14 protein-coding genes are annotated in these 15,066 nt (G+C 73.7%); 5 read left to right on the top strand and 9 right to left on the bottom strand.

Translation table 11 applies throughout. The features are described from left to right. Positions 1 to 40 precede the first annotated feature (40 nt). From IOD16_RS25705 to IOD16_RS25690, 4 genes are read right to left on the bottom strand one after another with little or no spacing between them, the layout of a single operon-like run. Positions 41 to 295 carry a hypothetical protein gene (locus IOD16_RS25705; protein ID WP_170185287.1) on the bottom strand — a complete coding sequence of 85 codons (255 nt, stop codon included), beginning with the start codon at positions 293 to 295 and terminating at the stop codon, positions 41 to 43. Then, on the bottom strand, positions 283 to 561 hold the full coding sequence (locus tag IOD16_RS25700; RefSeq protein WP_236594384.1) for a YbaB/EbfC family DNA-binding protein: 279 nt from the start codon (positions 559 to 561) through the stop codon (positions 283 to 285). Before IOD16_RS25700 ends, IOD16_RS25705 begins: the two co-directional genes overlap by 13 nt. Beyond that, positions 558 to 1,577 carry a CHAP domain-containing protein gene (locus tag IOD16_RS25695; protein ID WP_201436455.1) on the bottom strand — a complete coding sequence of 340 codons (1,020 nt, stop codon included), beginning with the start codon at positions 1,575 to 1,577 and terminating at the stop codon, positions 558 to 560. The genes IOD16_RS25700 and IOD16_RS25695 overlap by 4 nt, the downstream gene beginning before the upstream one ends. Then, the gene (locus IOD16_RS25690; RefSeq protein ID WP_201436454.1) at positions 1,577 to 2,374 is read right to left on the bottom strand and encodes a type VII secretion target; all 798 of its coding nucleotides are present in this window, start codon (positions 2,372 to 2,374) and stop codon (positions 1,577 to 1,579) included. The genes IOD16_RS25695 and IOD16_RS25690 overlap by 1 nt, the downstream gene beginning before the upstream one ends. Positions 2,375 to 2,476: 102 nt before the next feature. Here IOD16_RS25690 and IOD16_RS25685 point away from each other — a divergent pair, with 102 nt between their 5' ends. Further along, positions 2,477 to 3,811 carry a replication-associated recombination protein A gene (locus IOD16_RS25685; protein WP_201441574.1) on the top strand — a complete coding sequence of 445 codons (1,335 nt, stop codon included), beginning with the start codon at positions 2,477 to 2,479 and terminating at the stop codon, positions 3,809 to 3,811. 41 nt (positions 3,812 to 3,852) lie between these two features. Beyond that, a complete protein-coding gene (locus IOD16_RS25680; RefSeq protein WP_236594382.1) occupies positions 3,853 to 4,581 on the top strand; it encodes an SAM-dependent methyltransferase in 729 nt (242 codons plus the stop codon). A gap of 118 nt (positions 4,582 to 4,699) precedes the next feature. On the opposite strand, the gene IOD16_RS25675 is transcribed toward IOD16_RS25680, so the two are convergent. The 5 genes from IOD16_RS25675 to IOD16_RS25655 are packed head-to-tail and all read right to left on the bottom strand — an operon-like array spanning position 4,700 to position 11,360. Continuing rightward, positions 4,700 to 6,445 carry an IucA/IucC family protein gene (locus IOD16_RS25675; RefSeq protein ID WP_236594381.1) on the bottom strand — a complete coding sequence of 582 codons (1,746 nt, stop codon included), beginning with the start codon at positions 6,443 to 6,445 and terminating at the stop codon, positions 4,700 to 4,702. Next, positions 6,438 to 7,760 (bottom strand): lysine N(6)-hydroxylase/L-ornithine N(5)-oxygenase family protein, encoded by a 1,323-nt coding sequence (locus tag IOD16_RS25670; protein ID WP_201436453.1) that lies wholly within the window; start codon positions 7,758 to 7,760, stop codon positions 6,438 to 6,440. The genes IOD16_RS25675 and IOD16_RS25670 overlap by 8 nt, the downstream gene beginning before the upstream one ends. Continuing rightward, the gene (locus IOD16_RS25665; protein WP_236594380.1) at positions 7,757 to 8,335 is read right to left on the bottom strand and encodes a GNAT family N-acetyltransferase; all 579 of its coding nucleotides are present in this window, start codon (positions 8,333 to 8,335) and stop codon (positions 7,757 to 7,759) included. Before IOD16_RS25665 ends, IOD16_RS25670 begins: the two co-directional genes overlap by 4 nt. Next, positions 8,332 to 9,981 (bottom strand): IucA/IucC family protein, encoded by a 1,650-nt coding sequence (locus tag IOD16_RS25660; RefSeq protein ID WP_201436452.1) that lies wholly within the window; start codon positions 9,979 to 9,981, stop codon positions 8,332 to 8,334. Before IOD16_RS25660 ends, IOD16_RS25665 begins: the two co-directional genes overlap by 4 nt. Continuing rightward, a complete protein-coding gene (locus IOD16_RS25655) occupies positions 9,978 to 11,360 on the bottom strand; it encodes a pyridoxal phosphate-dependent decarboxylase family protein (RefSeq protein WP_236594379.1) in 1,383 nt (460 codons plus the stop codon). Before IOD16_RS25655 ends, IOD16_RS25660 begins: the two co-directional genes overlap by 4 nt. A gap of 268 nt (positions 11,361 to 11,628) precedes the next feature. On the opposite strand from IOD16_RS25655, the gene IOD16_RS25650 reads away from it, so the two are divergent. The 3 genes from IOD16_RS25650 to alaS all read left to right on the top strand — a co-directional run bounded on the left by IOD16_RS25650 (position 11,629) and on the right by alaS (position 15,061). Beyond that, the gene (locus IOD16_RS25650) at positions 11,629 to 12,024 is read left to right on the top strand and encodes a DUF948 domain-containing protein (RefSeq protein ID WP_123746547.1); all 396 of its coding nucleotides are present in this window, start codon (positions 11,629 to 11,631) and stop codon (positions 12,022 to 12,024) included. Continuing rightward, entirely contained in the window at positions 12,021 to 12,290 is a 270-nt protein-coding gene (locus IOD16_RS25645) for a hypothetical protein (protein WP_123746548.1), read from the top strand. The genes IOD16_RS25650 and IOD16_RS25645 overlap by 4 nt, the downstream gene beginning before the upstream one ends. 80 nt (positions 12,291 to 12,370) lie before the next feature. Further along, entirely contained in the window at positions 12,371 to 15,061 is a 2,691-nt protein-coding gene (gene alaS / locus IOD16_RS25640; protein ID WP_201436451.1) for an alanine--tRNA ligase, read from the top strand. The last annotated feature ends 5 nt before the right edge of the window (positions 15,062 to 15,066 follow it).

Below are 15,066 nucleotides of genomic sequence, written 5' to 3'. Positions count from 1 at the left end.
CTCGCGCGTGTCCTACGTTCGGAACACCCGAGTTGAACGCTCACGACGTGAGCAGGTCCGGTGGGACGACGTCGGACAGGACCGACATGCCCTCGGCGACGGCGGCCGCGGCGGCCTCGTCGGCCAGCTCGCGGATCACGCCGGCCAGCTCGGCGGGCCGCATCGCCAGCGCCTCCCGGGTGAACGCCAGGTCCACCGGCTTCCCGTGCAGGTCGACCACCACCGTCACGCCCCGGCCGGACGCCTCGCACCGGATCGAGTCCAACCGCTCGCCGAGCCCCATCACACCCGCCACGTCTCGGGAGTCGTGTCCTCGACCGACTCCACCAGCTTCGCCCGCACGTCCAGCCCCAACGCCGACACGTCGTCACCGACCTCGTGCCGCGCCCGCGCGTTCGCCCGCGCCGTCGCCGTGTCGACCAGCGCCAGGATCGCCCGCGCCAACCCCGTCTGCCCCAGCCGCACCGACCGCGAGTCCAGCGCCAGCTCGCGCAGCCCGCCGCCGGGACCCACCTCCACCGCGATCCCCGTGTCCGGGTCGTGCGCGTTCCCCGTGATCACGGGTGCACCCCTCCGTAGAACGTCGCCGAGCTGAGCCGGTGGGTGTTGCGCCGCACGCTGTCGCCCGAGTTGCCCTCGATCAGCGTCACGGTCCCGCCGGAGACCTTCTCCACGATCCCGATGTGCTTGCTGGTCGCCGGGCTGCTCGGCCCGCTCCCGAACAGCAGCACGTCACCCGGTTTCACGGCGCTCAGGCTCGTGTACGCCTTGCCGTGCTTCTGCCCCCACCGGAACACGTCGCCGGTGAACGGCAGCAGCGGGATGTCCACGCCCGACTTGCGCCACATCGCCGTGGCGAACGACGAGCACCACGCCGCCGTCGGCCCGTACGGGTTGCGGTTGCTGCCGGGCGGGTTCTCCCGCGTGCCCAGCTCCTTGCGGGCAGCCGAGATGATCGTCCGCGAACGGCCGCGGGCCCGCGCCTTGGACGGTGTGGTGGAGCCGCGGGTGCGTTCGGCCCGGCCGTCCGCGACGCCGTCGTGCTCGACGTCCTTCTCCAGCGCGCGCAGTTTGCGGGCGGCGTCCTCCAGCTCGCCCCGCACGTGCCGGACGGTCTCGGTGGTCTCCTTGGTGTACTTCGGCTCCAGGTCGGCCGCCTGCGCCACGGCCTTGAGCAGCGCGGCCTGCGTGCCGACGGCCTTGCCCGCGTCCAGCAGCCGGGACGCCTTGTCCAGGTACTCGTCCACGGCCTGCCGCGCCCGCGTGTGGCCGGTCGTCAACGCGCTGGTGACGCCGGCGACGATCTTCTCCGCGTCCCGGGCGGCGTCGGCGGTGACCCGCAACTGCCTGCCGAGCCGGTTCGAGCGCTTCTCGAAGCCCTCGGAGTTGTCGCCCTTCCAGTGCTCCAGCACGGTCTTGGCGGCCTTGGCCTGGTCCTCGTGCCCGTCGGTGAGGCCGGTCGCGGTCTGGTGCAGCGCGTACTGCACCTTCACCGCGTCCTCGGCCTTGCCCGCCAACGAGTTCCGGTGGCCGATCATGCTCTCGGCGAAGTGCCGGGCCATCGCTCGGGTGTCCACTACCCTTCCCCTCCGCCGCTGATGCCGCCGCTGCCGCCGGTCCTGCCGCCTGCCTTGCCGCCCAGCGAACCGGCGATGTCGTCTTCCTGCTCCTTGTACGCGCGGGCGGAGCGGCTCGCGGACGTGGCCAGCGCGTCGGTGTTGTGCGCGACCGCCTTGACCTGCTTGCGCAGCGCCGCGCCGAAGTTGTCCAACGCGTCGGCGAACCCGGACTGCTTGCCGATGCGCCCGAAGCTGTCCTCGGCGATCTCGCGCACCTCGCGCACGTGCCGCCGGCCGAGCGCGGTGAGGTCGTCGGCCGAGTTCCGCGTCCGCCGCGCGTAGTCGCGCAGCACGCCCAGGTCGACGGAGAACCCGCCGCCGCCCGACCCGCCGCCCGACCCGCCGCGTGAGCCGCCCCCGCCGGAACCCCCGCCGGAGCCGCCGCGCTTCATCGCCTCGACGCCCCGCCGCGCCTCGTCCAGGTGACGCTTGTACGCCCCGTTGGTGTAGGTCGACCACGGCGTCCACGACCGGCCGTCACCGGAGATCTTGTTCGCCGCACGGGCGTTCTCCGCCGGGTCGAACAGCTCCCGGTTCGACTCCAGCCCGAACTCGCGCCGCCGCGCCGGGCCCATCGAGCCCAGCATGTTGATCTGCCACAGCCCGTAGGAGTCGTCCGGCGGGGTGGAGTTGTGCGCCCGGGTGTCGCCGCCGGACTCGGCCAGCGCGACCGCCACGGCGATCGTCAGGTCCTGTCCGCGGAACCCCGCGTCGTGCGCGTGCCGGGCGATCCGCTCCGGACTCAGCGTGCTCATGCGGTCACCCTGCACCGTCGACGACCTGCGGCGGAACCGTCGTTGCACGCTCGGACAGCGGCAGTGCACGGGGGAGCTACAGTCGAACACGTGAACGAGGGGATGTTCGACGACGGCTTGTTCGGCGTCGACCCGGAGGAGAAGGCGGCGCGCATCGCCGCCAACGCGCCGCTGGCCGTGCGGATGCGCCCGCGCACCCTGGACGAGGTGGTCGGGCAGGACCACCTGCTCGGTCCGGGCGCGCCGCTGCGCAGGCTGGTGGAGGGCTCGTCGCCCGCCTCGATCATGCTCTACGGCCCGCCGGGCACCGGGAAGACGACGTTGGCCACGCTCGTGTCCCAGGCCACCGGCCGGCGGTTCGCCGCGCTGTCGGCGCTGTCGGCGGGGGTGAAGGAGGTGCGCGCGGTCATCGAGGAGGCACGCCGCCGCCTGGTCCGCTCGGGCGAGTCGACCGTGCTGTTCATCGACGAGGTGCACCGGTTCTCCAAGACCCAGCAGGACGCGCTGCTGGGCGCGGTCGAGGACCGGATCGTGCTGCTGGTCGCGGCGACCACGGAGAACCCGTTCTTCTCCGTCGTGTCGCCCCTGCTGTCCCGCTCGCTGGTGCTGCAGCTGCGGCCGTTGACCGACGACGCGGTGCGCGTGCTGGTCGAGCGGGCCGTGCGGGACGAACGCGGCCTCGGCGGCGCGGTCACCGTCGAGCAGGCCGCCGAGGACCACCTGGTCCGGTTGGCCGGCGGTGACGCCCGGCGGGCCCTCACCGCGCTCGAAGCCGCCGCCGACTCGGTCGGCGACGGCGGCGTGCTCGACCTGGCCACCTTGGAGGCGACGGTCGACAAGGCGGCCGTGCGCTACGACCGGCAGGGCGACCAGCACTACGACGTGACCAGCGCGTTCATCAAGTCGATCCGCGGTTCGGATGTGGACGCCGCGCTGCACTACCTGGCCCGGATGATCGAGGCAGGGGAGGACCCGAGGTTCATCGCGCGGCGGCTGGTGATCCACGCCAGCGAGGACGTCGGCATGGCCGACCCGACGGCGTTGCCGACGTGCGTGGCGGCGGCGCAGGCCGTGCAGCTGATCGGGCTGCCCGAGTGCGCGCTGAACCTGGCGCAGGCCACCATCCACCTGGCCACCGCGCCCAAGTCGAACGCCGTCACGACCGCGATCGGCGAGGCCATGTCCGACGTGCGCAAGGGCGCGATCGGCTCGGTGCCCGCGCACCTGCGCGACGGCCACTACGCGGGCGCGGCGAAGCTGGGCAACGCCCAGGGCTACCGCTACCCGCACGACGTGCCGGAGGGCGTGGTGACCCAGCAGTACGCGCCGGACGACCTGGTCGGCCGGGACTACTACCAGCCGACGGGCCGGGGAGCGGAGCGCGTCCTCGCCGACCGGCTGCCGAGACTGCGCAAGGCCGTCCGCGGCCAGGAGTAAATCCATTTCCGATCCGTCGGGGTTCTGACACGGTGTGCCCCGTGACAGACGTCCCCCTGAACGGCCACGCCCTGCTCGACTTCAACACCCCGCTCTCGGACGCGAAGGCTTACGACCTGATCGGCAGCCTCCACCTGCGGCCGGGGGAGCGGGTCGTCGACTACGGGTGCGGTTGGGCGGAACTGCTGCTCAGGGCGGTGGAGCACGAGCCGAACGCCCTCGGGTCCGGCGTGGACAGCGACGACTACGCCATCACCCGCGGCCGGGCGAACGTCCAGGCCAGGGGGCTGGCGTCCCGCGTCACGCTGGAGCTGGCCGACGTCACCGCGTGGGAGACCGAGCCGGCCGACGTGGCGATCTCGATCGGCGCCTCGCACGCGTGGGGCGGCACGCGGCAGACGTTGGAGGCCATGCGCGCCCGGCTCCGCCCCGGCGGCACGCTCCTGCTCGGCGACGGCTTCTGGGAGCAGCCGCCCGACGACAGGTCGGTCGAGATCTTCGGCGAGGAGGAGTTCGGCGCCCTCGCCGACCTGGTCGACCTGGCGATGGCCTGCGGCTACCGCCTGCTCAACCTCGCCACCGCGAGCCGGGACGAGTGGGACAGCTTCGAGTCCCGCTGGTGCGCCTCCCGGGAGCGCTGGCTGCTCGACCACCCCGACCACCCGGAAGCCGCCGACGTCCGCGCGATCGTCGACGACCACCGCGACGGCTGGCTGAAGGGCTACCGCGCCCGGTTCGGCCTGGCCTACCTGACCCTGGCCCGCGCCTGAACCACCGGCCGCCTCGTCCGGCCGGGGATACCGGACGAGGCGGCCGCGTCCCGTTCCGCGCCCCGGTGCTCGACCGCGTCGCGGGTCCGCCGGGCCGAGGACTCGCCGTCCCGGACGGTCACCAGCCGTCGGGCGGGGGGATCGGCGCGGCGGGGTGCAGCGGGTTCGGCAGGGTGTCCGTCTGCGGCACCGGGGGGCGGGCGGTCAGGTCCCGGTAGCCCAGGGTGATCCGGTAGCTGTTGAGCGGGTAGCGGAGGAAGGTCGGGGTGGTCAGGGAGCCTTCGTCCATCCGGGCCGCCAGCTCGGGGAAGCGGGCGCGGTAGGCGTCGACCTCGCCGCGGACCTGGCCCCAGAAGCGGTCCTCCGGCAGGGGCAGCAGGGTGGACAGGGGGCGGAGGACGCCGATCAGCAGGGCGTCCACGACGTACTGGCGCAGGACCGGCCACGGCTTGCGCGGCAGCACGGGGTCGTGCGCGTCCGGTTCCAGGCCGCGCGCCGGCACCCGGTCGACGGACACGTTGACGTCGTCCACCAGGTCGAGCAGGGCGACGCGCACCGGCACGTGGTCGCGATCGGTGATCACCACGACGTTCTCGCCGTGCGGGTTGAACGTGACGCCGTACGTGTAGAGCACGTGCAGCAGCGGCCGGAGCAGGGCGCGGAGCAGCGCGGCGAACCACACCGCCGGGTCGGTGTCCCCGAGGTACTCCAGCACCAGCGGTCGGCCGGTGCGGTCCACGTGCAGCAGCGCCGCCAACGACCAGGAGCGCTCACCGGGCCGCAGCGCCACCGGTTCGCGCCAGATGCACCCCATCGTCTCCAGCCACTGGTACGGCACGGCGCCCGCGCGGGACAGCTGCGGGTGCCGGACGGTCACCGAAGCCACCTCGCCCAGCAGGTCGGTGCCCCACTCGCCGAGGAGCTTGTCGGCCGCCCACAGCCCGGACAGCCACTGGGTGACGACCGGCGCGGCGAGCGTGCAGTGCGGCGGGATGCCCCGGTACACCGACGTGTTCAGCACCCGCAGCGGCAGCTTGACCTGGTACCGTGTCGGCGAGTCCACGTTGGACACGGTCCGGATCGCCTGGGTCGGCAGGTACCAGTCCGGGGCTTCGCCCAGCTCCACGATCCGGCCGGTGGCCAGCTCCGGCGCCCACAGGGTGCGCACGACGTGGTCCAGCTGCCACGGGTGCGCGGGCAGCCACACGTAGGCCTCCGGGTCGACCCCGGCTTCCCGCAACGACTCGGTGAACCGCTCGACCGTCACCGGGTCCAGCTCGTGGGCCCGCACCGACGACTCGGACAGCGCCGACGTGCCGCGGAACTCCGCCAGCCCCCGGTGCACGGCCAGCCACGGCAGCCGCACGGGTGTGCGCGCCTCGGGGCTGTGCCGGGCCAGGTCGTCGGCGGAGAACCCGACCCGTCCCTTGTTCGCGATCAGCCACGGGTGCCCGGTCAGGTGCCCGTCCAGCTCCGCCTGCGGCAGCGGCGCCAGCTCCGCCACCGGCCGCGAGGTCGAGGCGAGCGCCACGTCGGCGGCCAGGGTGGCGGTCACCTCGGCCAGGAAACCGGCGGTGGTGGCCGGGTCGACCCGCAGGTGCCGGAACGCGTCGACGACGAACAGCTGCACGTCGTCGCACGGCTCCACCACGTCGTCACCGAGGATGCCGGACGCCGCCCGGCGCACCGATCCCGGCCGCACGACCCACCCGCCGAACGCCGTGCGCGTCGCGGAGAACGTGTAGACCGCGTCCTCGAACCGGAGCTCGTGGTCGCCGGTCGGGGTGAGCAGCCCTTCGAAGCACAGTTCGCCGATCGCCTTCGCCAGCAACGCCGCCGAGCACTCGCGCCACAGGTCAGTCACCGTCGTCTCCTCGCCCAGCGTCCCCCCGGTCGCCCGGAGCCGCCCCCGGGGCGCTGAAGCTGGTGTAGGCGGTGTGCTCGGGCAGCGGGTACACCTCGCGGCCGGTCACCGCGTTGACGATGGTCGCGTTGCGCACCGCCCCGATGCCGAGGTCGGGCGCGGCCACGCCGTGGCTGTGCAGGTCGGCGTTGGCCACGAACACCCGGCCGGTGACGGGCGGGTCCAGCGCGATCGAGTGGTCCAGCGCCACGACGTACCGGCCCTGGTCGTCCCGCCGCACGTGCGGCTCCAACGGCTCCAGGAACGGCGTCGGGGCCTGCGCGTACCCGGTGGCGGCCACGACGAGGTCCGTGCGGTGCCGGAACGTCCTGCCGGTGTCCCGGTGCGCGCACGTCAGCACCACCTCGCCGGAAGCCGGGTCCACGGCGGAGGAGGCCACCGCCACGCCGGGCCGCAGCTCGACCGGCGCGAGCCCGTGCTCCCACTCCCGCCGGTACAGCAGGTCGTGCAGCTCCTCCAGGGTCTCCGCCGAGATCGCCCGGTAGTGCCGCCAGTGCCCGGCGCGCAGCGCGTCCCGCCGGTCCTGCGGCAACGAGTGGAAGTGCCGCACGTACGACGGCGTGGTCATCTCCAGCACCAGCTTGGTGTAGTCCAGCGGCGCGAACACCGGCGTGCGGGTCAGCCACGTCACCGCCGGCCCGCCGTCCAGGTTGCGCCGCAGCAGGTCCAGCACGATCTCCGCGCCCGACTGCCCCGACCCCACCACGGTCACCCGGTCGGCGGTCGGCGACCGGTGCAGGTAGTCGGAGCTGTGCACCAGCCGGTCCCCGAGCCCGGCCAGCGCGGGCGGCACGGACGGCGCGGTGCCGACCCCGAGCACCAGGTGCCGCCCCTCGACCGAGAACCCGGGCCCCGACACCACGAACCGGTCGTCCGCCCACCGCGCGGACGTCACGGTGTGCGAGAACCGCACCGGCAGCCGGGACGCCGCCCACCTCAGGTAGTCCTCGTACTCGCGGCGGGTCGGGTGGAACCTCTCCCGCACGTAGAACGGGTACAGCCGGTCCGCGTCGCGCAGGTAGGCCAGGAACGACAGGGGGTGCGTCGGGTCGACCAGCGTCACCAGGTCGGCCAGGAAGCTCACCTGCAGCACCGCGTCGGGGAACATCACCCCGCTGTGCCAGCGCAGCTCCGGGCGCGCCTCCAGCACGACCACGTCCAGGTCGTCCACGGTGGACGCCAACGCGGCCAGCCCGAGGTTGAACGGCCCGCACCCGATGGCCACCACGTCGGCGACCGCCTTCCCGCCGCTCATCGCGTGCGCACCATCAGCAGGGCGACCTTGTCCGGCAACAACACCTCGCCCACCGGCGCGAACCCGCCCGCGGTGAACGACGCGATCGCCCGCCGGTTGCGCACGTCCGGCTCCAGCAGCACCCGCGTGCACCGCGGGTCGGCGTCGAACAGTGCCGCGGTCACCTCCGGCAGCAGCTTGCGCACCAGCCCCTGGTCGGTCATCGACAGCTCGCCGACGGCGACGTGCAGCCCGAGGTCGTGCGGCCGGGCCTGGTACACCTGCGCCACCACGTCCCGCGCGGCCCGGTACACCTCCAGGTAGATCACCGGGTCCTCGCCCCGGCTCACCAGCACCGGCAACGAGTGCCGCCCGGACAGCTGCCGCCGCAGCTCCTCCTCCCACTGCCCGCGCGGCCACGCCTGGTGCCAGAACGCGGCCACGTGCGGCGCCTGCATCCAGCGGTGCACCAGGTCCAGGTCGCGGGTGTCCGGGTCGACCACCCGGGCCCGCCAGCCGCCGGCGAGCGCGGGCAGCGGGGGACCGGGCACGGCCGACAGGTCGTCGGTCTGCCGGTAGGCGTCGAGGTGGCTCACCGGGCGCACCGGCCCTCCCGCAACGGGTTGGGCGCGTCGAAGTACACCGACTGCGCGTCCAGCGGCGCGAGCACCTCGTCGATGCCCTCCAGCCTGGTCAGCAGGTTCGCCTTGCACGGCAGCACGTCCGCTTCCAGCCACCGCCGGGCCAGCCGGTCGCCGTCCGGCCCCGCCTCGGCCAGCGACGGCAGCGCCGCTTCCAGCCGGGCCGCCAGCACGCCGAGCAGGTCGCGCTCGTCGGCCAGCCCTTCCACCCCGATGCAGCCGATCACCGCCAACGCCTGGTTGCGCAGCAGGTAGTAGGTGAGCCGGTCGTCCACGACCGAGTCGTCCGCCACGGCCAGCGTCGACTCCTCGACGCCCAGCCGCTCCAGCACCCCGGGCAGGTGCGAGGACGCCAGGTAGTAGCCCTGGTTGTCCCGGTAGCGCCCGCCGACCACGCGGCCCGCCGGGTCCAGCCGCACCAGGGTGTTCTGCTGGTGGGCCTCCAGCCCGATGCCGGTCTCCGCGTACAGCCGCAGCATCGGCACCAGCACGCGGTCGGTGTAGTCGGCGACCCACTCGGCCGCGTTGAGCCGCAGCACCAGCTCGCCCAGCAGGGAACGCCCGATGCCCGGCCGCGGCGCGACCATGCCGGCCAGGCACCGCGAGTCGCCGAGGTCCGCCGGCACGTCGCGCACGGCCACGTCGAGCCCGGTGACGTCGCCGCCCTCGTCCACCGCGAGCCAGGCCGGGTCGCGCACGATGCTGAACTCGGGGTGCGCCTTCTCCGTGCCGGCCGCGTAGCCGGACTCCAGCAGCAGGTGCACCTCCGAGCCCCGGCGCAGCTCGGTCGACGTCGACTCGCGCCGCGAGTTCGTGATCCGCAGGCCCAGCGAGAGCTTCAGCATCACCGGCGCGCCGGTCCGGTACACCGTGCGCAGGCTGGAGGTCGGCGACCACGCGGGCCCGAACTCGCCGAGCGGCTCCAGCAGCCCGCGCGACAGCAGCGACGCGATCCGCGGCCTGGCGAGCAGGTCGTGCGCCTGCCACGGGTGCGCGGGCACCAGCACCCGGCCGGGCTCGGGGCTGCGCCCGGCCAGCGTCGACATCAGCGTCACCGCGTCCGGGCCGGCCACCGAGCCGTGCGACACGACCTCCCGGGCCGCCGAGAACCAGAACAGCGGGAACGAGCCGCGCAGCTCCGGCGCGTACCGGGCGTCGTCGGCGGCGGACAGGCCGTCGCGGCTCTTGGGCGCGGGGTGGTGCAGGTGCCCGAGCATCAACCGCTGCTCGCTGTCGAGGAACCGGTCGGCCGGGCCGACGGGCGCACGGCGGCGGTAGGCGACGAACTCCGCGACCCGGCGCACCGACTCGGCGGTGCGCTCGACCAGGTCGGCCGCGTCACCGCCGAGCTCCGCGCCCACCAGGGCCGCCGCCACCACCGGGTCGGCGGGCCGGCCGGCCAGCGTCACCGGCCCGAACCGGTGCCGCCCGGTCGGCGACGCGTACCGCACGTCCGCCTCCAGCGGCAGGCCGAGCACCTCGATCCGCACCCGGTCGGTCACCGGCACGTCGCGCTCCCGCACCCAACAGCGCAGCAACGCCTCCAAGTGCGCGTGCTCCGCGGTCGACCGGGGGTCGCCTTCCAGCGGATCGCGTGTCATGCGGCTCCTTCCACAAGTCGTTCGGCGGCGGAACCGGCATCGCGGACCAGTGCCAGCAGCGCGACCAGGTCCGCCTCCCGGGCGTTCGGGTTGAGCAGGGTCAACTTCAGGCACGTCGCCTTGTCCACCTCGGTGCGGCCGATGAGCGCCGCGCCGGCCCGCAGCAGCGCCCGGCGCAGCCGCGCGTTGACCTCGTCGGCCAGCGACTCGTCGGCGGGCCGGTAGCGGAACACCACCGTGGTCAGCGTCGCGTCGCCGACCAGCTCGAACGACGGGTCGGCGGAGATCAGCGCGGCGGCGTGCCCGGCCAGCTCGTGGCACCGGTCGACCAGCGCGCCCAGCCCGGCGCGGCCCAGCGCGAGCAGCGTCGCGGCCACCTTCACCGCGTCCGGCCGGCGCGTGGTCTGCAACGACCGGCCGAGCGCGCCGTCGTAGCCCTCGGCCCGGTCGTCCTCCGGGTTCAGGTAGGCCACCGAGCGCTCCAGCGGGCCGAACAGCGACGCCGAGCGCACCAGCAGCACGCTCGCCGCGGCCGGCTGCCAGCCGATCTTGTGCAGGTCCGCGGTCACCGAGTCGGCCAGCGCCAGCCCGTCCACGAGCCCGGCCAGCTTCGTCGAGAACAACGCGCCGAAGCCGTAGGCGGCGTCCACGTGCAGCCACGCGCCGTGCTCGCGGGCGATCTCCGCCACCTCCGGCAACGGGTCGACCGAGCCGAAGTCCGTGGTGCCCGCGGTCGCCACGACGGCCACCGGCGTGCCGCCCGCGCGCAGCACCGCCGCCAGCGCGTCCGGCCGCATCCGCCGGCGCGAGTCCACCGACACCGTGCGCACCGCGTGCTCGCCGAGGCCCAGCGCCGCGCACGCCCGCGCGACCGAGAAGTGCGCGAGCTCCGAGCAGCACACCACCGGGTCGGGCAGCGCGCCCACCCCGTCGGCCCGCACGTCCAGGCCGAGCCGGGCCGCCGCCGCGTCCCTGGCCAGCAGCAGCGCGGTCAGGTTCGACAGCGTGCCGCCGGGGGTGAACACGCCGTCCGCGTCGGCGTCGAACCCGGCCAGCCGGGCGAGCGCCGCCACGACCCACCGCTCCACGGCGAGCGCGGCGGGGCCGGAGTCGTAGGTGTCCAGCGAGGCGTTGCCCGCGCCGGCCAGCGCGTCCGCCGTGACGGCGACGGCCAGCGGCGGCGGCTGGAGGTGGGCGGCGGCGAACGGGCTGGTCAGGTCGACACCGCCCTCGGTCAGCACGGTCGTGACGCGGGCCAGCGCGGCGTCCGCGCCGATGCCGTGCTCGGGCACGTCGCCGAGCACCCGGCGGGCCCTGGCCAGCACGTCGGCGGGTCTGCCCGGCGGGATCGGTCCTGCGGAGGGGCTGACGGCGAACACGACACCTCCGACGATCGACTAAGGCTAGGCTTACCTCATCTATTCGGCGTGGTGTGTGTCAAGCCCTCCGTCACCATCCGTGCTGTGACGATCACTCGCGTCACCACGCTAGCCGCCGCGACCACGATCGAATCGACGCCAAATGGGGGGTCTTGGGCAGGCGTCCCACCAGGTGGCACACCCGTGCCCCGATCTCGTTCGGAGGCCCCGGCGCGGTCGCGGTAACCTTGGCCACCACCTTGAGCCGTGCAATCCACCAGGAGGATCCGTGTCGCCAGGGCAGATCGCCGCGCTGGTCGCCGCCGGCGCGTTCGTGCTGCTTGTGCTGCTGCTGGCGATCCCGTTGATCAAGCTGGGCCGGACGCTGGACGAGGCCACGATCGCCATCCGCAAGGCGCACCAGAACAGCGACCCGCTCTTCACCGGCGCGAACACGACGATCACGCACGTGAACACGCAGTTGGAGCGGGTGGACGGGATCACCGCCAACGCCCGCGCGGTCACCGGCAACGTCTCCGCGCTCACCTCGCTGTTCACCGCCACGCTGGGCGGTCCGCTGGTCAAGGCCGCCGCGCTGTCCTACGGCGTGAGCAAGGCCATCCGCGCCCGGCGCGCGACCAAGGAGATCTCCAGCAAGCACACTCGACGCAGGGGCAGGCGATGAGGCGGCTGTTCTGGTTCGGGCTCGGCATCGCCGCCGGCGTCTTCGCCACCCGCAAGGCGGGTCAGGCCGCGCACGCCGCCACGCCCGCGGGCATCGGCGAGAACGTCGGCCAGGGCCTGCGCGAGCTGGCCGGCGCCCTCGGCTCGTTCGGCGCCGAGGTGCGCGCCGGAATGTCGGAGCGCGAACAGGAGTTGCAGGACACCGTGGAACGTCAGACGGGCTTCACGCCGGGTCGGCGAGCGCGCGGGGCGAACGACGCCAAGTAGGTCGTTCGTTCGCCTCACCGCGCCCACGCCCGACCGTCGGCCAGGCCGACGTCGCTTCCACACTCCCGAAGGACTTCACCGTGCAGACCCACGAGATCATCAAGCGCTTCCGCGAGCACTTCGAGAACGCCGGCCACAAGTACGTGCCCAGCGCCTCCCTCCTGCTCGACGACCCGAACCTGCTGTTCGTCAACGCCGGCATGGTGCCGTTCAAGCCGTACTTCCTCGGCGAGGCCCCGCCGCCCGCCCCGCGGATGACGAGCATCCAGAAGTGCGTGCGCACGCCGGACATCGACGAGGTCGGCAAGACCACCCGGCACAACACGTTCTTCCAGATGGCCGGCAACTTCTCCTTCGGCGACTACTTCAAGGAAGACGCCATCCGGCTGGCCTGGGACCTGGTCACCAGGCCGCAGGCCGACGGCGGCTACGGCCTGGACCCCGAGCGCATCTGGGTGACCGTCTACCTGGACGACGACGAGGCCGCCGGCCTGTGGCAGAAGGTCGCCGGGCTGCCGCCCGAGCGCATCCAGCGCCGCGACATCGAGGACAACTACTGGTCGATGGGCGTGCCCGGCCCGTGCGGCCCGTGCTCGGAGATCTACTACGACCGCGGCCCCGCCTTCGGCGAGGAGGGCGGCCCGGTCGTCGACGAGGACCGGTACCTGGAGATCTGGAACCTGGTCTTCATGCAGAACGTCCGCGGCGAGGGCGGCGCCAAGAGGGACTACCCGATCCTCGGCGAGCTGCCCGACAAGAACATCGACACCGGCATGGGCGTCGAGCGCGTCGCCATGCTGCTGCAGGACGTCGACAACGTCTACGAGACCGACCTCGTCCGCACCGTGATCACCAAGGCCGAGCAGCTCTCCGGTCGCCAGTACGGCGCCGACGCCACCGACGACGTGCGCTTCCGCGTCATCGCCGACCACGCCCGCAGCGGCGTGCTGCTGGTCGGCGACGGCGTCACCCCCGGCAACGAGGCCCGCGGCTACGTGCTGCGCCGCCTGCTGCGCCGCATCGTCCGCTCGGCCCGCCTGCTCGGCGTCACCGAGCCGGTGCTGGTGCGGTTCGCCGAGGTCGTGCGCGACGCCATGGGCCCCTCCTACCCCGAGCTGGTCTCCGGCTTCGCCCGCATCCAGCAGGTCCTCAAGGCCGAGGAGGACACGTTCCTGCGCACGCTCGACGCCGGGTCGCGGATCTTCGAGACCGCCGCCGGGCAGGTCAAGGCCGACGGCCGCGCCACGCTGCCCGGTGACAAGGCCTTCCAGCTGCACGACACCTACGGCTTCCCGTTCGACCTCACCCTGGAGATGGCCGCCGAGGCCGGCCTGACCGTGGACGAGGACGGGTTCCGCAAGCTGATGGCCGAGCAGCGCGCCCGCGCCAAGGCCGACGCCGCCGGCAAGAAGACCGGCCACGGCGACCAGACCGTGTACCGGGAGCTGCTGGAGCTCGGCGCCACCGAGTTCACCGGCTACACCGAGCTGGCCAGCGAGGCCACCCTGCGCGGCATCGTCAGCGGCGGCAAGCGGGTGAAGTCGGCCCGCGAGGGCGACATCGTCGAGGTCGTGCTCGACCGCACCCCGCTGTACGCCGAGTCCGGCGGCCAGGAGAGCGACGCCGGCACGATCGTCACGGCCGACGCCGAGCTGGAGGTCGTGGACGTCCAGAAGGTCGCCCGCAAGCTGTGGGTGCACCAGGTGCGCGTGGTCAGCGGCGAGATCGCCGAGGGCGAGCACGTCGAGGCCAGGGTCGACCCGGAGTGGCGCGTGGGCGCCCGCCAGGGCCACTCGGGCACGCACGTCGTGCACGCCGCCCTGCGGCAGGTGCTCGGCCCGTCGGCCCTGCAGAGCGGCTCGTACAACAAGCCGGGCTACCTGCGGCTGGACTTCGCCTGGACCGGCGGCCTGTCCGAAGAGGCCCGCAGCGAGATCGAAGAGGTCTCCAACCTGGCCGTCCGCAAGGACCTCCCGGTGCAGGTCGTCTACACCGACATGGGTGGCGCCCAGGAGATGGGCGCCGTCGCCCTGTTCGGCGAGACCTACGACGAGACCGTGCGCGTGGTCGAGATCGGCGGGCCGTGGTCGCGCGAGCTGTGCGGTGGCACGCACGTCGAGCACTCGTCCCAGATCGGCCCCATCACGGTGATCGGCGAGTCGTCCGTCGGCTCCGGCGTGCGCCGCCTGGAGGCCTACGTCGGCATCGAGGCCTTCAAGTACCTGGCCCAGGAGCGGGCCCTGGTGCAGAACGTCGCCGCCATGCTGAAGGTGCCCGACGCCGAGGTGCCCGCCCGGGTCGAGGCCCTGGTGGAGCGGCTGCGGGTGGCCGAGAAGGAGCTGGAGAAGGTCCGGGCCGCCCAGCTCGTGGCCAACGCCGGCTCCCTGGCCGAGCAGGCCCTGGACGTGCGCGGCGTGTCCCTGGTGGCCCTGCGGCTGCCCGAGGGCACGTCGGGCGCCGACGTGCGGACCATCGCCGGCGAGGTGCGCAACCGGCTCGGTGACAAGCCGGGCGTGGTCGGCCTGTTCGCCCCGGACGGCGACAAGGTCAGCTTCGTGGTCGCCACCACGTCCGCCGCCCGTGACCTGGGTCTCGCCGCCGGCAAGCTGGTGCCGGCCTTCGCCCCGGCCGTCGGCGGCCGCGGCGGCGGCAAGCCGGACCTCGCCCAGGGCGGCGGCACGAACCCGGCCGGCGTCGACGAGGCCGTCGCCGCCCTGCGGACCGAGGTGGACCGCGCCCTCGAAGCCGGCCGAAGTGCTTCCTCCCGGTGAGGGCG

It is taken from the genome of Saccharothrix sp. 6-C (assembly GCF_016695385.1).
GTDB lineage: Bacteria > Actinomycetota > Actinomycetes > Mycobacteriales > Pseudonocardiaceae > Actinosynnema > Actinosynnema texasense.
The sequence above is the reverse complement of the archived record's forward strand: the minus strand, read 5'-3'. Positions and strand labels throughout refer to the sequence as shown.

What these genes read in the sequence shown, in the direction of transcription:
- IOD16_RS25670 (WP_201436453.1), bottom strand. Translation starts at nt 7,760, where the DNA reads ATGAGCGGCGGGAAGGCGGTCGCCGACGTGGTGGCCATCGGGTGCGGG.
- IOD16_RS25690 (WP_201436454.1), bottom strand. Translation starts at nt 2,374, where the DNA reads ATGAGCACGCTGAGTCCGGAGCGGATCGCCCGGCACGCGCACGACGCG.
- IOD16_RS25645 (WP_123746548.1), top strand. Translation starts at nt 12,021, where the DNA reads ATGAGGCGGCTGTTCTGGTTCGGGCTCGGCATCGCCGCCGGCGTCTTC.
- IOD16_RS25685 (WP_201441574.1), top strand. Translation starts at nt 2,477, where the DNA reads ATGTTCGACGACGGCTTGTTCGGCGTCGACCCGGAGGAGAAGGCGGCG.
- IOD16_RS25660 (WP_201436452.1), bottom strand. Translation starts at nt 9,981, where the DNA reads ATGACACGCGATCCGCTGGAAGGCGACCCCCGGTCGACCGCGGAGCAC.